This window comes from Paenibacillus sp. S-38, from assembly GCF_049942825.1.
Lineage (GTDB): Bacteria > Bacillota > Bacilli > Paenibacillales > NBRC-103111 > Paenibacillus_G.
This window is the reverse complement of the sequence record NZ_CP187970.1, coordinates 1,381,528-1,399,641: the sequence shown is the minus strand read 5'-3', so window position 1 is coordinate 1,399,641 and position 18,114 is coordinate 1,381,528. Positions and strand designations below refer to the sequence as shown.

The 18,114-nt window shown below is 56.7% G+C and carries 12 protein-coding genes; 1 reads left to right on the top strand and 11 read right to left on the bottom strand.

Going from position 1 to position 18,114, the window contains the following annotated elements; translation table 11 throughout:
• Positions 1–193: 193 nt before the first annotated feature.
• The 7 genes from ACP26L_RS06620 to ACP26L_RS06590 all read right to left on the bottom strand — a co-directional run bounded on the left by ACP26L_RS06620 (position 194) and on the right by ACP26L_RS06590 (position 11,334).
• Positions 194–1,900 carry a methyl-accepting chemotaxis protein gene (locus ACP26L_RS06620; RefSeq protein ID WP_426451775.1) on the bottom strand — a complete coding sequence of 569 codons (1,707 nt, stop codon included), beginning with the start codon at positions 1,898–1,900 and terminating at the stop codon, positions 194–196.
• A gap of 220 nt (positions 1,901–2,120) precedes the next feature.
• On the bottom strand, positions 2,121–3,686 hold the full coding sequence (locus ACP26L_RS06615; RefSeq protein ID WP_426451774.1) for an ABC transporter substrate-binding protein: 1,566 nt from the start codon (positions 3,684–3,686) through the stop codon (positions 2,121–2,123).
• Between the two features lie 271 nt (positions 3,687–3,957).
• On the bottom strand, positions 3,958–5,583 hold the full coding sequence (locus ACP26L_RS06610) for an extracellular solute-binding protein (protein ID WP_426451773.1): 1,626 nt from the start codon (positions 5,581–5,583) through the stop codon (positions 3,958–3,960).
• 340 nt (positions 5,584–5,923) lie between these two features.
• Positions 5,924–6,805, bottom strand: coding sequence for a carbohydrate ABC transporter permease (locus ACP26L_RS06605; protein ID WP_426451772.1), 882 nt, complete (start codon positions 6,803–6,805; stop codon positions 5,924–5,926).
• Between the two features lie 31 nt (positions 6,806–6,836).
• On the bottom strand, positions 6,837–7,754 hold the full coding sequence (locus ACP26L_RS06600) for an ABC transporter permease (protein ID WP_426451771.1): 918 nt from the start codon (positions 7,752–7,754) through the stop codon (positions 6,837–6,839).
• Positions 7,755–8,024: 270 nt separating this feature from the next.
• The gene (locus tag ACP26L_RS06595; protein ID WP_426451770.1) at positions 8,025–9,782 is read right to left on the bottom strand and encodes a sensor histidine kinase; all 1,758 of its coding nucleotides are present in this window, start codon (positions 9,780–9,782) and stop codon (positions 8,025–8,027) included.
• 1 nt (position 9,783) lies between these two features.
• The gene (locus ACP26L_RS06590; RefSeq protein ID WP_426451769.1) at positions 9,784–11,334 is read right to left on the bottom strand and encodes a response regulator transcription factor; all 1,551 of its coding nucleotides are present in this window, start codon (positions 11,332–11,334) and stop codon (positions 9,784–9,786) included.
• Between the two features lie 377 nt (positions 11,335–11,711).
• Between ACP26L_RS06590 and ACP26L_RS06585 the strand changes: the two genes are divergently transcribed.
• Positions 11,712–12,995 (top strand): amino acid permease, encoded by a 1,284-nt coding sequence (locus tag ACP26L_RS06585; protein ID WP_426451768.1) that lies wholly within the window; start codon positions 11,712–11,714, stop codon positions 12,993–12,995.
• Between the two features lie 133 nt (positions 12,996–13,128).
• Here ACP26L_RS06585 and ACP26L_RS06580 read toward each other — a convergent pair whose 3' ends face one another.
• From ACP26L_RS06580 to ACP26L_RS06565, 4 genes are all read right to left on the bottom strand, one after another.
• Positions 13,129–13,344, bottom strand: a complete 216-nt coding sequence (locus ACP26L_RS06580) for a spore germination protein (RefSeq protein ID WP_426451767.1) — start codon at positions 13,342–13,344, stop codon at positions 13,129–13,131.
• Between the two features lie 211 nt (positions 13,345–13,555).
• On the bottom strand, positions 13,556–13,666 hold the full coding sequence (locus ACP26L_RS06575; protein ID WP_426451766.1) for a hypothetical protein: 111 nt from the start codon (positions 13,664–13,666) through the stop codon (positions 13,556–13,558).
• Positions 13,663–14,493, bottom strand: a complete 831-nt coding sequence (locus ACP26L_RS06570; RefSeq protein WP_426451765.1) for an S-layer homology domain-containing protein — start codon at positions 14,491–14,493, stop codon at positions 13,663–13,665. Before ACP26L_RS06570 ends, ACP26L_RS06575 begins: the two co-directional genes overlap by 4 nt.
• Before the next feature lie 129 nt (positions 14,494–14,622).
• Positions 14,623–18,090 carry an immunoglobulin-like domain-containing protein gene (locus ACP26L_RS06565; protein ID WP_426451764.1) on the bottom strand — a complete coding sequence of 1,156 codons (3,468 nt, stop codon included), beginning with the start codon at positions 18,088–18,090 and terminating at the stop codon, positions 14,623–14,625.
• Positions 18,091–18,114: the final 24 nt, after the last annotated feature.

Sequence of the window (18,114 nt, the reverse complement as noted above, 5' to 3'; positions counted from 1 at the left end):
CGTTCCCCCAGACCATGGACCATTGCGGCAGAAGCCCCTCTCCTGCACGATCGGTTGGTGCCGTGGCGGATCGGTTGGTCAGGTACCCGGCGGCAAAACGCCAAAAACACCCGGCTCTCCCAAGGTAAGGGATGAGCCGGGTGCTCCGGGTGAAGACTATACGTTAAACTTCATGCTATATTTTAAACTCACGTTACACTTTAAATTTAATGGTCAGGCGCTGCAGCTCCTCGGCCATCTCGGAGAGGGCTTCGGAGGAAGCGCGGATCCCCTGCATCGAAGCCAGCTGCTCTTCGGCTGCCGAGGACACCGCCTGGGTCCCGGAAGCCGTCTCTTCCACCATTCGCGTAATCTCGTCCATATGGTGGACGACCTGCTCCGCTCCCGTGGTGACTTCCTGCACCGAAGCGGACACCTCCTCGATCTGGCTCGTCACATCGCCTACGGAAGAGCGGATCTGCTGGAACGACTGTCCCGCATCCGCTACGACGCCCATGCCCTGCGTCACTTCCTGGGCAACGCTGTTCATGGAGAGGACGGCTTTGTTCGCTTCTTCTTGAATGAGTGATACGAGCTGCGAGATCTGCTGAGCCGATACCCCGGACTGCTCAGCCAGCTTGCGCACTTCGCCGGCCACTACCGCAAAGCCGCGGCCGTTCTCGCCTGCCCGCGCCGCCTCGATCGCCGCGTTCAGAGCCAGCAGGTTCGTCTGGCCGGCAATGCCGGTAATGACTTCGACGATCTGGCCGATCTCCTGGGACCGCTCACCGAGGGTCTTGATGGTTCCCCCAAGGCCTTCCACATTCCGGTTAATGGAGCCCATCTGCTTCTCGATGGTTTGGATCGACTGCGCCCCCTTTTCCGCCTTCTCCAGCGTCTGGGAGGCATTCGATGCCGCCTGCTGTGTGCTCCGTGCAATCTCGGTCATGCCCGTGGACATCTGGCTGATGACGTCGGACGATTTCTGGATGCTCGTCACCTGCTCCTCGGCTCCCGCGGCGACCTGCTCCACCGTGGAGGCGATATGCTCCGAAGCCTTGTTCGTCTGGCCGGCGCCGGAGGTCAGCTGCTCGGCTGCACTCGACAGCAGCTTGGTGCTCGTCCCGATCTGCCCGATCAGCTCCCTCAGGTTCTGCGACATGGTATCGAAAGCCGCGGCCAGCTGCCCCGTTTCGTCCTTGGCGTTCACCTGAAGGCCGCCCCCCGTCAGATCGCCTGCGGCCACACGTTTGGCCGCTTCGGTCAGCGCCACAAGCGGTCTGCTGATCGACCGCACCAGCAGGAATCCCGCAGCCAGCCCGATGAGCAGCACAACCGCGGCTGCCCCGAATACGACGCTGCTGCGCTTCGTGCTGGATTGAACGCCTTCCTGGTGGGCCTGCTGGGCCAGCTGCTGCTGCAGCTGAATCAGCTTTTCAATTCCCTTGACCGTTTCACCGCCGTAGAGCGTGGTCGTCTTGGCTCTCCACTCCGCCGCTTCTTCGAACTTCCCTGCTCCATATAATTCGAACCACTTCGGACGTGCATCCATGTACTTTTGATAGGACTCCTGCAGCGACACAAGCATGGTCTTTTCTTCTTCCGTCCGGCTGCCTTTCGCATAGGCGTTCAGATTATCGCTGAACACTTGGTACAGCTTCTTCTCGTCATCGAGGATCTTCTGCTTGTCCTCCGGCTTGGTCAGCACCATGAACTGCGCGAGACCGAACCGGAGCTGCCACAGCGCGTTCTGCGCATTGCCGAGATACACTGCGGACATGGTATTGTTCTCGTAGATCATGCGGACCTGTTCATCGGACTGCCTGCTGTTGTACTGATTCAACATCTGAAGCCCGAGCATAGCGGCCAGGAAAAAGCCGACCAGCACATACAGCTTGGATTTGATCGTATTCAGTTTCATATGGTGCGCTCCCTTGTTGTTATGTAACTGCATACTCTCTTTTTCGACATATGGCGACATTTTCTTTAGCTTTGAGATATACTTTTTTCCTTCTATTCCCAAAGCCGTTTCGTTGAAAAAGAATCCCACTTGTGCAGGACCTATCCGTATTCGCACGGACACATCCTAAGCAGACCGTCCGTCCGCCGGAGTTCTTCTTCTGGTGGCACGGGAAGCGGGGTCAGGAACCGGCAGGAATGCGGGCTGCACCGCCGCCCTCTTCTCGGAACCTGTCGAACTGCTCCTGGATCTCCTCCACCACATGGTCGATGCCCGCATCCTTGAGCTTGGCACGGAAGTCGCTCATGACCCTCTCCCAGTCCACATCCGCTTCATAGAGCTGCGGAAGATATTCGCCGGTGATCACCTGAAGCTGGGCCATTTCGGATTTGACGGGCGCCAGGTCCGGTACGAATCCCAAGGTGGGCGCAAGCACGGCATCGTCATCCCAGCTTCTCAGCGCCGCTGCGTATTCCGGTGAAATGTGCTCGCTGAACCGGGCATACCGGATATCGTCCCAGGCCCAGTGGACCGGCGTATAGCGGCGCTCCGGTGGGATTCCGTCATAGGACAGGGCACCGTCCTTCAGCTTATAATGAACCCCTTCGATCCCATAAGTAAAAAGATCGAAGTTCTCCTGACTGCTCCTCAGCCAGTTCACGAAGGCCACCGACTCCTTCACATGGGCGCTGGTGGACAGGACGGACAGGATGTTATCCGCCGCCGTGAAGAGATACTTGGGCTTCTCCGGGTGAAGATACACGTTCTCGAGCTCGCCTTCCGGATGAGCCTCCTTGAAATCATCAATCCGCTCCGTCTGCTTCATGACCACGCTCCATGTTGCAGCCACCTGCCCCGAGAGGAAGGCTCCCTCGGGATCAGGGAACTGCGAGGTGACGGAAGGCGGGTAAGGCGCATAGCCTTTGGCCTGCCACTCGTGCATCTTCGCCATGATATCCTTGAACCGGTCGGATTCGTAGGTGTTCCTGACCAGCAGCTGCGGATCGGCAGGATCGATATAGACCGGGGAATTGAAGAACCCCCCGGCGAGGAACGCCGCATTGCCGTATTCGCGCAGCAGAAACTTGCCCGTATCATAATAGTAAGGGACGATCTCCTTCTCGTGCTTCGACACCGCCGCGAGATAGGCATCCATGTCCGCGATCGTGCGGATCTCCGGCAGGCCGTACTTCTTCCTCAGATCGCCCCGGATCTGCAGGAAGCTCTGGAATTCCGCCATCGGCATCACCCGCGGGATCCCGTAAATGCGGCCGTTTACCGTCACGCCCTTGAAGGCGTAAGCCGGGGTGTACTTCATCAGGCTGGGGCCATAGCCGGCGAGCGCCTCATCCAGCGGGGCGAGCACCTTCTTCGCAGCGAGATCCGGAATATTCGAATAAGCCGTCACCACGAGATCATACGGTTCCCCGCTGGCGGCAAGCAGCCATATTTTGTTCCAATATTGAGCATAGGGGATGTAGGTAATGTCCAGCTTCAAAGGGAGACCGTCCCGCGCCAGCTTGGCTTCGACGGCCCGGATCACCTCGGCCTCGTTCGCAGGTCTCTCCAGCGGGAAGACGATCCTAAGTGCCGCAGGCTGAAGGGACCGGCTTTCGGCCTCCGGCCGGGAGGACGCCTGTCCGGGGCCTTCCGGCCGGGAGAAATGGCGAACGAGGAGGAGCATTCCTGCTGCAGCAAGCACCGCGGCGAGCAGAAGCACGAGCGGAGCGTAGATTTTCTTTTTCAATGAAGCTCCCCCCCTTCGTTAACTGTAAACGGATACAAACAAATCCCTTCAAGCCGGTCCGCCGCTCTTCTCCCGATTGTACCTCAATCCTTCCCCGCGGGGATACACCATTCTACTTTCTACTCGTATCGTTGTCCCCCGGCTTCATCAGCACCCATAACAAACACAGCAGCCCCCTTAGGAGACTGCTGTGCGGTGAACCGGAATTTAGGTTCCTGTACCTTCTGCTTCACGACCATGCGCTCGGACCACTCTCCGGCATCCCGCAAAATTATTTTTTGCCCGCCGCCTGGTAGCGGTCGTACTGCGCTTGTCTGCCTTTGATTACGTCTTCAATGCCCATTCCGTTCAGTACCTTCATGTAAGTGTCGAAGTTATCGAGGCTCTCCTTGCCCGTGATGAACTTGATATTCATCTCATTGACGTAGGTGGTGATATCCGGCATGACCGTATTCTCGGTGCCCGCTTCATCCGGCAGCGCGTAGACGAACGGGAACGGCGGCTTGATATACTTCTCCATCTCCTTGTCGATCTTGGCATGCCAAGGCGCCACGAGGACATCGGTGGATTCGACCGACTGCTCGATCGGCAGGTTCACCGGGTTGATGCCGAATTTCTGGATAAAATCATTGTCCTTCCCTTTCTCGGTGAACTGCTTCTTGCCGTCGACCACCTCATACGTCTCTCCCTTGAGGCCCCAGGCATAAATCTCCTTGGCCTCCTCGCTGCTCGCATAGTCGAGGAACCGGAACGCCAGCTCCGGGTCGGCCGCGTTCTTCGAGATCCCGAATACCCCGGTAATCGGGTTGCGGCCCATGTAGAACTGGTCGCCATGCGGCCCTTTGAGCGGGGCAATGCCCTTGATCAGCGGCGTGTTCGGATCGTAGTCCTTGAAGAGCTTGCTGTACACCATCGACGTATAGTAGCTGAAGTTGAACGTAACTCCTGTAATGTTCTGCGAGAACTTCGAGGTGATCTGGTCCGACGTCGTGGAGGCGAAATCCTGCTCCAGCAGGCCTTCCTTGTACAGCCCGTTCAGATAAGTGAGGTATTCCTTGTAAGCCGGCTCGTAGTAGGCATAGTGCACCTTGCCGTCCTTATCCGTATAGAAGCTGTTGGCCAGATCCATGCCGAACACCGGTCCAAAGGCGCTGGCAAGCAGCTTAGGCTGGACGGAGAACGGAATCTCGTCCGCCTTGCCGTTGCCGTTCGGGTCGCCGGACTTCATCTTCCGGAGCATCTCTGTGAACTCATCCAGCGTCGTCGGCTCCTTCAGCCCCAGCTTATCCAGCCAGCGCATATTCACCATAAAAGTCGGCATATAGTTCTTGGTGACCGCGAGCTGCGGGATGTAATATATTTTGCCATCCGGGGTCGTTAGGCTCGCCTTCAGCTCGGGATATTTCTCGAACAGCTTCTTGATGTTGACGCCGTACTTATCAATGTATTCGTTCAGCGGCTTGAACAGGCCGCCCTGGATATTCTTCATCGTCTGGTCCTGGTCGAGCAGGTAGACGATGTCCGGCAGATCCGCCCCCGCCGCAAGCCTCGGACTGATCGCATCCTGATACGTCGTCGGAGGGATGAGCTCCCAGTTCACGGTCACCCCCGCCCGCTTCGTGACCTCCTGTACGATCGGCGCGTTCGTCAGATCCACGTTATTGCTCCACGCGTTGGTCGCCAGAATCTTCAGCGCTGCCGGCTTATCCGTCACCGGCCCCGCCCCTGTATAGTTGAAGCTAGGCGACGCCGTATTGGTCCCGCTCTGCGCCCCCGCCGTCTCCCCTCCGCCTGCCGAAGTTCCTCCGGTACCGGTACAGCCCGCTGCCAGCACCGCCGCCAGGCCTGCCATCACCGCCGGTTTGGCCATGCTTTTCGCCTTACTCTTTTGGTTCATGATTTTTGCCTCCCTGGGTTTTATTGTATTGCTGTTTTGCCTTTTGCTGTTTTGCTGTTTGGGTTTTGCGGTTTGGGTTTTGCTAGTTTGGGCTTTACGGTTTTGGTGTTTTGTCTTTTGAAGCCCTCATTTTGAAAGCGACCTTTGAGCGAAGCTCAACGGAGCGCAAAATGTGCGTCTGATTTTAACGTTTTGGCGTTTTGATGTTTTGTCGTTTCATGTTTGGCTGTTTAAAGGTTTTGCTGTTGTGTCTTTGCCCTTCCCCCTTGCCGGCGAAAATATGTCATTTTGGTAGCGACCTATGAGCGAAGCTCATCGGAGCGCAAAATGACATATTGAGCTATCCTTTGACCGCCCCCAGCGTAATCCCCTTCACAAAATACTTCTGGATAAACGGATAAATCGTGATAATCGGCAGAATGCTCACGACAATCGCCACATACCGCACCTGCAGCGTCGAGACAGCCAGCGATGTGGCGGCCGTCTCCCCGCCCATCTTCTGCAGCACCTCCGGTGACGCCATGATGAGCACCCGCCGCAGGAAAATCTGCAGCGGCTGCAGCTCCTGCTTGCCCAGATACAGCAGCGCGTTGAAAAAGTCGTTCCAGTGGGCCACCGCATAATACAGCGTGAGCACCGCAAGCGTCGGCTTCGTCAGGGGAATCGCAAGCCGGAACAGGAGCGTGAATTCCCGGGCCCCGTCCATGCTCGCGCTCTCGAAGATCTCATTCGGAATATTCTCGAAGGCCGAGCGCAGGATCATCACGTTGAACGTACTGACGAGCACCGGCAGCACCATCGCCCACCGGGTGTTGTACAGGCCAAGCTCGGTGATCACCATGTAGAGCGGGATGAGCCCGCCCGAGAAATACATCGTGAACGCGATATAGAAATTCAGCTTGCGTCTGAGGAAAAACCGTTTCCTGGAGAGCGGATAAGCAGCCAGACACGTCGCCACGATATTGAACACCGTCCCCACCACCGTATACCAGATCGTGTTGTAGTAGGCCCGCCACAGGTCCGGGTACTGCAGCACCATCCGGTAGCCGCTCAGGCTGAAGTCGACCGGAAACAGCGTGACGAGCTTCTTGTCGATCGCCTCCACCGAGCTCAGCGAGACACTGACCACGTACAGGAACGGATACAAGGTGATGACCACCGCCAGAAGCGTGAGCGCATACACCAGCACGTAGAAGCTTTGATCGATCCATGATTTTTGCATAACCGCCTTCACACCTCCCTTTGCTTGACCTCTACCACAGCGACATATCGTTCACCCGCCGGCTCAACCGGTTGGCGAAGAACACCAAGGCGAACGAAATCACCGAGTTGAACAAACCCACCGCCGTAGCAAAGCCGAAATTCTGCGATTCGATGCCCTGCCGGTAGACGTAGGTCGAGATGACATCCGCCGTCTCGTAAGTCGCCCCGTTGTAGAGCAGATACACCTTCTCGAAATTCACGCTCATGATGCTCCCGATGGACAGCAGCAGCAGAATGACGATGGTCGGCTTCAGGCTGGGCAGCGTCAAATGCCAGACCTCCTGGAACTTGTTCACGCCGTCGATGCGCCCGGATTCGTACATCTCCTGGTCGATGCCCATGATTGCCGCAATGTAGATGATCGAGGAGAAGCCGAAGCTCTGCCAGATCCCCGAAGCCGTGAAGATCGTGCGGAACCACTCGGGGGCCATCATGAAGTTGATCCGCTCCATTCCGAGGCTGGCGAGCAGGGTATTCACGATGCCGTCCGACGGCGACAGGAAGTTGATGATCATCCCGGCGATCACCACCGTGGAGATGAAGTGGGGCAGGTACGTCACCGTCTGCGCGAACCGCTTGAACAGCCCGTTCTTCAGCTCGACGACGCAGATCGCGAAGAGGATGGGGATGGAGAACCCGATGACCAGCGGGTAAAAGGCGAGCAGGAACGTATTGCGCAGCAGCCGCCAGAAGTACCGCGAGTTCACGAACTGGAGCAGCCACTTGAACCCGACCCAGTCCCCTCCGAAGATGCCTTGGCCCGGTGTATAATTCTTGAAGGCGATCAGAATGCCCGGCATCGGCAGATAACAGAAGATGAAGTAGTACAGGAATATCGGCAAAAACATCAGGATCAACGCTTTGTCCCTTCGCAGCAGCTTCCCGAGGGGGATTCCTTTATTGTCCAAATGCACACGGCTCCTTCCCGGATGAATGAACGGAAGGTACCGTCCCGTTCCTTGTAGAGTAAGTGTAGCAAACGCTTTCTTTTGCAGAAATCCGAGATTTTTTCGATTTCCGGTACTTTTTTAGGGCATTGGGCCAAAAAAATACGCCTGCACTGATCGGATTCCGAATCCGATCGGCACAGACGTCGTTATGGTGGAAGGGGAGCCTATACTATACGGGTTATCTCCTCAACGAAAGCCGTCCCGAAGCGCCTACAGCTAGCTTTCGAACTATCGGTCTTCCGGAAGGGACACGCCTTCCGTATATCGCGGAAAGGCCAGGGTCACCGTCGTCCCCTGTCCCAGGGCGCTTTGCAGGCTCAATCCATAGTCCGCCCCGAAGCGGAGCTGCAGGCGGTCATTGACGTTCTTGAGGCCGTAGCCTTGGGAGCTGGCGATCAGCACCTCCCGTGCCGTCACCGCATCCATGCCCGGCCCGTTATCCTCGATGGTGAACGTCACCCGTTCGCCCTCCAGGAACCCGCGCATGGCGATCCGGCCCCGGCGTTCCCCCTTGCGGATCCGGTCGATCCCGTGCTCCAGCGCATTTTCGAGGATAGGCTGGAAGATCAGGTTGATGGTATCAAACTCCAGCACCTGCTCCTCCACCTCGCAGTGGAAGTCAAAGCTGTGGCTGTGCATGACGAGCTGGATCTGCATATACGCCTTGGCGTTCTCGAGCTCGTGCCGCACCCGGATGATATTCCGGCCCTTGTTGAGTACCGTGCGGTAGAACTTCGATACGTTGGTCGTGATCTCGCTGATCTCCAGCGCGTCGGCCTGCAGGGCCTTCCAGTTGATAATGGACAGGGTGTTATAGAGAAAATGCGGATTGATCTGCGTCTGCAGCGCTTTCAGCTCGGCTTCCCTCTGGGTGATTTTGCTCTGGTAGACTTCTTCAATCAGGGTGTTGATATTGTGCAGCATCCGGCCGAAGCGGTTGGTGAGCTGCCCGATCTCATCACGCGAAGGACTCGAGACCTCGACCTTCAGGTTCCCGTTCTCGACCAGCATCATCGTCGTGTTCAGCTTCGTGATCCGGTTCACGAAGGTGTTCGAGAACATCCGGATGAGGAACACCAGGATAATGAGGCATACCGCGATAATCAGCGCCGTGGCCCCGACGATGCTGCGGGCATCGACCGCGATGGCATCCTTCGGCGTGTAGTAGAGCAGCTCCCAGCCGGCGCCCGGGATCTCCTTGCGGAGGTACAGGTACTCCGTCTGCCCTACGGTCAGGTAGCCGCTGCTGTTCCCGGGAGCCTCCGGCTCGCCCGGAGCATGCCCCTCCGGCACCTGGAAGTCCCCCGGCATCGCAGCGCTCCGGGCGGTGACCGTCCTGCCCTCCCGGTCCCGGATGCTGACATGATAGGCATCCGCCTGAATCTCACGGAGCCCCTGGAACAGGCTGTCCTCGTCGAGACTGAGGAACAGCACCGCCGAGGAGGCGGTATTCGTCGCCATGTCGTTGTCGGCGAACAGCCGGGTGGCGAACACCTTGCCGTTGTACCCCATCCACTGCGTGCCCTCCTGCTTCAGGCTGCGGGACCACTGCATCCCGTGAATGAGCTCCAGCGGCAGAATGTAATTCCCCCGCAGAATCTCGGGGTTATCCGTGAATACGGAGATCTGGAGCAGATCCGGGTTGAAGTCGAGGATATTGCTGAAGAACGGGTCGACATAATCGCGGTACAGTCCCGTGATATTCCCGTTATGATGGACGAAGATCTGCTTGAACACGATATTCTGCGTCACCGAGTTGATCACCGCTTCGAACTGCCGGGTCCGGAAGTCCAGTCCCTCCGCCAGTCCGCCGATGGATTCGCCCAGGTTCTGCTCCGCCTGCTGCAGGAGGAATCGGCTGGCCTGATAGTAGGAGAACGCCCCCAGGACGAGCAGCGGGATAATGCAGACGACCAGATACGAGCTGAACAGCTTCTGCTTGAACCGCAGGTTCTGAAAGTAATGGAGCAGCCGGTTCATTCCCATCTCAGGAGCTCATCTCCCTGTACTTGGCCGGGGAGACGCCGTAGTGGTTCTTAAAGATTTTGCCGAAGTACGAATCGCTCGTATATCCCGCCCGCTCGCTGATCTGCGCCACCGTCAGATGGGTATCGCGCAGCAGCTCCGCCGCCTTCTGCATCCGCACCCCCGTGATGTATTTAATCAAGGGCTGTCCCTTCTCCCGGCTGAACAGGTAGCTGAGGTAGGTCTGCGTGAGGTGCACCTGCTCGGCAATCCAGCTCAGGGAGATATCGTGCATATAGTTCGCCTCAATCAACCCCACGACATCTTTGATGACCTTCTTCGTGTGGAGGGCTCCGCTCTCATGAGCGTCTTCCACCGGGATCAGGTCGAGCGCCCTCTGCACGCTGCTCTCCAGCTCCTCCAGGGAACGGCAGGAGAAGAGCCCTTCGGCGTAATGGGACCAATCAGGCTCCCCTTCCCTGCCTGCGGTCTGCAGAGCCTTCCGGGTCAGCTCCATGCACAGATACTTGGTATAGATGACCGAATGCTGACCGCTCCGGCCCACCGTCTCGAAGAACAGCCCCATGCCGCGGCGGAACCCGTAGTCGTCCTTCGCCTCCAGATGCCAGTACAGCCGGTCCAGCAGCTTCGTCAGCGCGTCCGCCGGGAGCGGCCTTACCGCCTGTGTCCGGTCGGTGTAGAACACGGTGCCTTCCTTGAAAAAGAACTGGTTCTCGAGCAGACCCTCCATCCGCTCATACTCGTCCTTGAGACCTTCGGGCGTCTCCGGCCTGCCGACCACGACCGTACATGGCTGCCCGTACTCCATCAGTCTTTGCTGAAGCCGCTCCCCGAGATCCCCCTCCGGCTCACTCAAGGCCGTCTGCTCCTCGGAAGTCAGAATGAACAGCAGGCACTGGCTTTCGTTCAAGTGGACGAGCTCCCAGTCACTTTGTACCATCTCCCGAAGATCCTTCTGAAAGGCTTGGTCGTTGCGCCCAAAAAAGCGGCCCTCCATGTGCACCAGCATCATCCGGATTCTTCGCCCGCTCAGCCCCACTCCCGCCCCGGCCAAGGCCTCCCCCGCATCACCGTCCGTCCGGCCGCCGATGAGATCAAGCAGCAGCCGCTCCTTCTCGTAGACCAGGCCTTTATGGTAGCCGTCCCTGAGTGTGATCTGCTGCGCCTCCAAGGCCTTCTCCTGCCGGCACAGCTCCATGGCTCCCGTCAGGACAGCCGTAAACTCCTGCACGTCGATCGGCTTCAGCACGTAGGAGTGAATGCCGTAACGGATCGCCTGCTGGGCGTATTCGAACTCTCCATAGGCGCTGTAAATGATGATCCGAAGCCCGGCGTATCGCTCCCTTGCCCTCCGGCACAGCTCCAGCCCGTCCATGAACGGCATCTTGATATCCGTAAATAATAGATCCACCGGATGCGCGGAGAGCACCTCCAGCGCCTCTTCGCCGTTCTCCGCTTCGAGCACCGTCAGCTCCAGTCCGAACTTGCGGATGAGGAACCGGATGCCGTCCCGCTCTATCGCTTCGTCGTCCACGATCAGGATCTGCAGCATGCTTGATCCCCCTTTATATATGCAATCGCTTTCATACTTTGCTGCACTTCTGTGCTCCTTGTACAGGTATAGCATATTCAGTGAAAGGTTCTCAAGGATTTTCCTCCCAGCGATCTGGATGGATCAGTCCTGCACCGTGCATAAGTTATCCGCCCGAAAAGCGACCCCTCATTCATTATTTTACCGGAAGTTAATTAACCACCTTTTCCACCTTTCAACTTTCCTCAGAATTTGTTAGAATGCAATGTCGGAACTTGTAGGCGCAGAGGCCTAACAAGAATCTAATATGGAAATATTTTCTTGATAAGGGTGGCTGAATTAACATCGTGGGAACGAATGGAGAACTTCAAAAGAAGCTGCTGCCCAGGCACATCAGCATGATGGCCATGGGCGGCGCGATCGGCACCGGCATCTTCAAGGGCAGTGCGGAAACCGTCTCCCTGGCCGGACCGGGTGTGGTCCTGGCTTATGTATTTGCAGGCCTGCTGCTGCTTGTGGTCATGGGAGCGATTGCCGAGATGGCCATCGTCTACCCGAACACCAATATCAAGGGCTTTGTGCTCAAAGCCTTCGGCAGCCGCGCCTCGTTTGTCATCGGATGGCTCTACTGCCTGCTCTGGCTGGCGGTCTGTGTAATCGAAGTAGTCGTAGCCGGGAGCTTCCTGCAGTATTGGCTGCCGCAGATTCCGATCTGGCTGCTCAGCCTCATCTGTACCGGATTCCTCATCGGGGTGAACCTGATGAATGTCAAGCATTACGGTGAATTCGAATTCTGGTTCGCCGGCCTCAAGATTGCGATGATCATCGTGTTCATCATTCTCGGCGGCTGCATCCTGCTCGGCATCATTCCGAGCGGCCAGACGGACTACTGGAGCAACTTTACGCAGCACGGCGGCTTCTTCCCGAACGGGGCGGCGTCCATCTTCTCCGCTCTGCTCATCGTGATGTTCTCCTTCGGCGGCTCGGAGCTCATCGGAGTCTCGGTCACGGAGGCTAAGGATGCGGAGCGCGTTCTGCCGAAGGTCATCAAGAACTTTATCTGGAGAATCATCCTGTTCTACACGCTGCCGATCCTGGTCATCTGCGGTCTCATTCCATGGAATGAGCTCAGTGACCAGTCGAGCCCCTTCGTCCAGGTGCTGTCGATCTCGGGCCTGCAGGGTTCGGCCCACCTCATGAACTTCATCCTGATCATCGCGGTCCTGTCAGCGGCCAACTCCGGCATCTACGGCTGTACCCGGATGCTGCATTCCCTCGCCGTTGAAGGGGAGGCGCCGCGCGCCTTTGCGAGAGTGTCGGACAAGGGCGTGCCGGTCTACAGCTTGACCCTCACCGCGGCGGCCTTGGTCTGCGGCTCCATGATCGCTTATGTGGCGCAGGATCAGGTCTTCGGACTGCTGATGGCCTTCCCGGGCTTTGTCGTCTCGCTGGTCTGGATCGCGATCTGCTTGGCCCAGCTCAAGCTGCGCCGTATGTATCCGTCGAATCCGAGCTTCAAGCTCTGGGCCTTCCCTTATATTACACTTTTCACCACGGTGGCCTTAGGGATTATTGCCGTACTCTTCGTACTCGACGAAGCCAACCGGATCAGTATCATCGCATCCCTGGTTGTTCTTGCCGCACTCACCGTCATTTCCATCTTCAAGTTTAAAGGAAAGTAATCGACCATCCCCCGAAGACATGCCTTACCGCATGACCCGGGGGATTTTGGCATGTCATACGGCAGAGGACCGGATATAGGTGCAGCCTCTACACCGCTCATCTCCAATAGGAGCTTACGGGCGCCCCCTTTTATCAGCGGCTGTTGTCGACCACATCCGGGTCATACGTCACCACCCGGTTATTCTGGTTATTGCTGACGCTCCCGTAGCTGTCCCCCGGCGAGAAGGAGCTCGCTCCCCCGTAATTTTTGGACGCGCTCGACAAAATAATACACACGGCGTCCCCGATGTGTACCGTAGAGCTCGGTCCGACGCTGTCGACTTTGACATTCCCTACAATAGACGGCATTCGTCAAACCACTCCCTTCCCTTTCTCGTGATCCATGATATTCGCCCAGCGCCCGATCGGTGCCTGTATACAAAAAAAGAGGCCCTCCAATATTGCTGCGAATGACAGCTGTTTCAATCTGAACGATCTTCCCCAAGCCTGAAGGATATGAACGAATATAATAAAACAAGCTGAAGCCCTTAGGTAACTGGGCTTCAGCTTGTTTTTTCAGTTATTCAATGATGTTCAGAGACTGAAGAGCACGTAGAAGAATCGTTACCCCTTGAGCCCGATCCGCATGGGAAGACGGAGCGAATTCATTATCTCCCATACCTTGGATCATTCCCGCTTTGATGACAAAGGCGGCTGCGTCACTTGCCCATCCGAAATTTGGTTATTGTCTGCGAATCGCGCGAACAGCTGTGTTTTTTCCGCTGCACTGATCCCATCGGTCTGGACACGGCCGCTGAACTTCATGGCGTTGAACATCATCTGAGCCATCTCCTCCCGGCTGACCTGTGCATTCGGCTTAAAAGTGCCGTCGTTATAGCCGTTGATCAGACCCGCCTTGGCTGCGGCCTGGATTGCCTCAGCATGAACGTAATCCGTTGCCACGTCGCTAAAAGATGCTCCGGAGTCCGCTTGTGGAACAATTCCGAGTGCGCGGGTCAATAATGCTGCGAATTCCGCGCGGGAAATACTGCGGTTCGGCGCGAAGGAGTCGCTGCTATCGCCGGTCACAATCAGTTTGGAAGCCAATGTATCGATGCTTTCCTTCGCGTAATGTCCCTCTGGTACATCGGAGAACTCTTTTTCATTCTCGATGACCATATAAATCATATTTCCATGGGTCGGCAGGATGGCTGTGTGCTTTCCATTCTCGACCGCAAAGGTCGTAGGTACCGGATAAATGCGCTTGGTAACCGGATCAATCATAACTCCTGCCAGGTGTTTGGTCTGAACGTCCGCTGCGCTTTCCGGAAGAACAAGTGTATTCGTCATATTAGGCTCTAACGTCATCTTCTGTCCTTCTTTGGTGACAGCTTCTACGCGAACGGTAACCGGTGCTGTCAGCACCCTAGCTCCCATACTGGTCAACAGGCAGCCCGCTTCAGAGTTCGACTCGGCTACCGTGACAGAAATTTGAGTCTGCTCCGGCGCCAAGGCCATCTTGTCGAGCTGCTGCGTATATTACAAATAAGCAGAAACGGGTCCATTATGGATTTACCCTTAATGAACCCGTTCCCCTTATCCTGCCATATTCGCGTTGTCAGAAGGTTAGATTAGTACGCTGCCAACTCAGTCTTTTTTTTGTAGAGAATCCAGCAGGGACTTGATATCCGGATTCAGATTCAGCGTATTAAGAATGATTTGGAGAGCCTCCGCCCGCGTAGAGCTGCTGTTAGGCTCAAATCGGCCCGGACCTTTTCCTTGAATGATTCCTGCTTTGGCTGCATCCTGGATTGTCTCCTTGGCATAGGACTCTCCTACGTCTTGGAAATTCCCTGGTGCCTGGTTCTTGTCTACCTGATTCATGTTGATGAGCCGGGACATGATCACGACAATCTCTTCACGGGAGATCGTCCGGTCCGGTTGGAACGTGCCATCTCCATAGCCTCCGATAACACCGGCTGCCGCGAACTGCTGAATCGCATCCGCCGCCCAGTGATCGCCGATATCCTGCAGATTCACCTGCTGCGAGCCGCTGACTTGAAAGAGGCGGGAGAGGATGGAGACGAATTCCCCGCGGGAGATGGCTTGATCCGGCTTCGCCGTTCCGTCCTCATATCCTTGGATCACGTTCAGTCGGACGAAGAGATCGAGGGTCTTTTGTGCCCAGTGTCCCTTCGTATCCGATACCTCCGCAGGAGCTGCAGTTTTCTTGGCTTCCTCCACTTTGGCCAATACGTTCTCCTTCACGCTGCTGTCAGATTTTACAACGCTGCTGTTGAAAATCCCGGCGTGTTCGGGGTTAGGTGGTGCAGGTTTGGTATCCGGCACGGGTGTGTTGGGTGCAGGTGTGGTTGGTGTAGATGTTGATGTGCCACCTCCACCACCCCCGCCGGAAGATTTCCGTGCAGCCTTGAGGACGGTCAGCGTGAACGCCTTGGTATCCAGCGCTTGGCCCTTCTGTACCGTTGCCGTCAAGATCACTGCCGCATTGCCCGAGCTGTAACTCGGGCGTATCACGGTGCCCGTATCCGATATCACGTTCGTCTTATCCGACGACCAAGTGATCGTTGTGCCGTTCAGGCCTGCAGCAGGCAGCGTAACATTACCTGTTACGGAATCCGGCTGGTCGTTGGACTGCAAGCCTACGAGCAGTGCCGCTTTATCGGCTGCCACTGCCGCAGCATCGGACAACGGTACAGTGAGGTCGAAGGTCTTCTCCAGCGTCGCTGCACCCTTGGAGATGGTCGCTGTCACTTGGACTGTTTCCGTTGTATCGCCGCGTGTCACTGCACCACTTGCGTCTACCCGGTTTACATTGGTGCTGGTCCAGGTAATAACCGTGCCATGAAGTCCGTTCCCAGGCAAAATCACATTCTGCGTTACATGAGCAGCAGAATCTCCGCTGGCATAGCCAACTTCGAGCGCTTCCTTCGCCAGGGTTACGGCATCGGCGTCGGATAAAGCATCAATACCGCCGCTCGATCCCCCATCAGGTTCGTTGCTGGTCGATCCTCCGTTGGAGCCTTCCGAAGAGGTCTGAGCAGCCTCCAGGACGGTCAGCGGAAACGGCTTGGTATCCAGGGCTTGGCCCTTCTGTACCGTTGCGGTCAAGACCACTGCCGCATTGCCTGAGCTGTAACTCGGGCGTACCACGGTGCCCGTATCCGATATCACGTTCGTCTTATCCGACGACCAAGTGATCGTAGTGCCGTTCAGGCCTGCAGCAGGCAGCGTAACATTACCTGTTACGGAATCCGTCTCGTCGTTGGGCTGCAAGCCTACGAGCAGTGCCGCTTTGTCGGCTGCCACTGCCGCAGCATCGGATAGCGGTACAGTGAGGTCGAAGGTCTTTTCAAGCGTCGCTGCACCCTTGGAGATGGTCGCTGTCACTTGGACCGTTTCCGTCGTATCGCCGCGTGTCACGGCACCACTTGCGTCTACCCGGTTGGCATTGGTGCTGGTCCAGGATATTGCCGTATCATGAAGACCGCTCGCAGGCAAAATCACATTCTGCGTTACATGAGCAGTAGAATCTCCGCTGGCATAGCCGACTTCAAGTGCTTCCTTCGCAAGAGCTACGGCATCGGCATCGGATAAAGTATTCGGTGCCGGCTCCAGTACTGTCAGTTGAAACGGCTGGGTGCGGGTAGCTGCACCCCGGCTGATCGTTGCCGTCAGCGTAACGGTTTGGTTCCCCGTCCCATTCGCGGGCCTGCTGACCACGCCTGTGTTGGTGATGACCCCGGCGTCGCTCGTCCCCCAAGAGATAGCGGTACCGTTGATCCCACTGAGTGGAAGCGTCACATTCTGGGTTACGGCGCCGGCCGTATCCCCAGGAAGATAACCGACCGACAACGCTTCTTTGGCCTCCTCTACCGCTTCTTCATCGGTCTGCTCCAAACGCAGAACCTTCACTGGGAACACTTGGGTATCCGATGCATTCCCTCGGGTAAGAGTCGCCGTCAGCGTGGCAGTCACGTCACCTGTCGAATAGGCCGGACGTGTCACGGCCCCACTGTTCGTGACAACAGCCGGTGTGTCTGAAGACCACGAAACCGTCGTACCTTGGGCTCCGGAGGTCGGAAGCGTTAAAGCGCTCTTCACCGTATTCTGATCTTCAAGAGGAGCATAGCCCACCGCAAGGGCCATCTTCGCCTCCGCTACCGCCTGCGCGTCACTCAGCGCTTGTTCAAGGACGGTTAGCGTGAAAATTCTAGTGTCCGTAACATTTCCTCTAGTAATCGTAGCGGTAAGGTCTACAGTGGCATTTCCTTGTCCGACAGCGGGGCGCTGCACGGTACCCTGCTCGGAGATCACCGAAGGATCGCTGGAGCTCCACGTTACCGTCGACCCGTTGTCTCCCGCCTGAGGCAGCGTGACATTGCTTTGTACGCCGGCATCGGATTCATTCGCCGCATATCCGATGGCGAGTTCACTGAGATCTTCTGCTACGGCTTCATCATCGGGCAGCAATACGGAGACATTGGCATCCGTCAGCGAGAAGGCACCCGCATCTTGATTAGTGGTGATGATGCTTCCGTTAGCTGATTTCATCGTCACCGATGTAAACGCAATGGAAGTAGGAGCTGCGGGGGCATCATCCTTCACATCCATAATCAAGTCCATCACTACCTCATCCGAGCTGGCTTGAATCGGATTGTCCGGGTCGTCCGCCTTGATATTTAAATCCATCGTATACGTACCGTCCCCATTGTCGACTACGATAGGGGCATCCACGGTGGCATAGCTTGATAGATTAGGACCAGCGGAATAATAGCCGGAATCTGTATACTGCCAACCTCCGTCAATGGGTACCGTATAATTGGATGTGTCGAACACATCGCCGTCATACGTCAACCGGATATGCAGCTCTTCCGCATCGGCATCGGATGTGAGTCCGAGCTGGTCTCCCCGGATGCTGATGGATGCCACAAGATATCCACGGTCATACTCCGGGGAATCGGTGGTTACCTTCAAACCAATTGGATTGGTAGAGGCCAGTACTGTGGACGTTCCGCCTCCGATCGGGGAGAGCACCAAGGTTGCTGCAAGCAGGGCGTTCATGAAGCGTTTGGTGAAGCGAATACGATACATTGGATTTCCTCCCGTTACCATCTT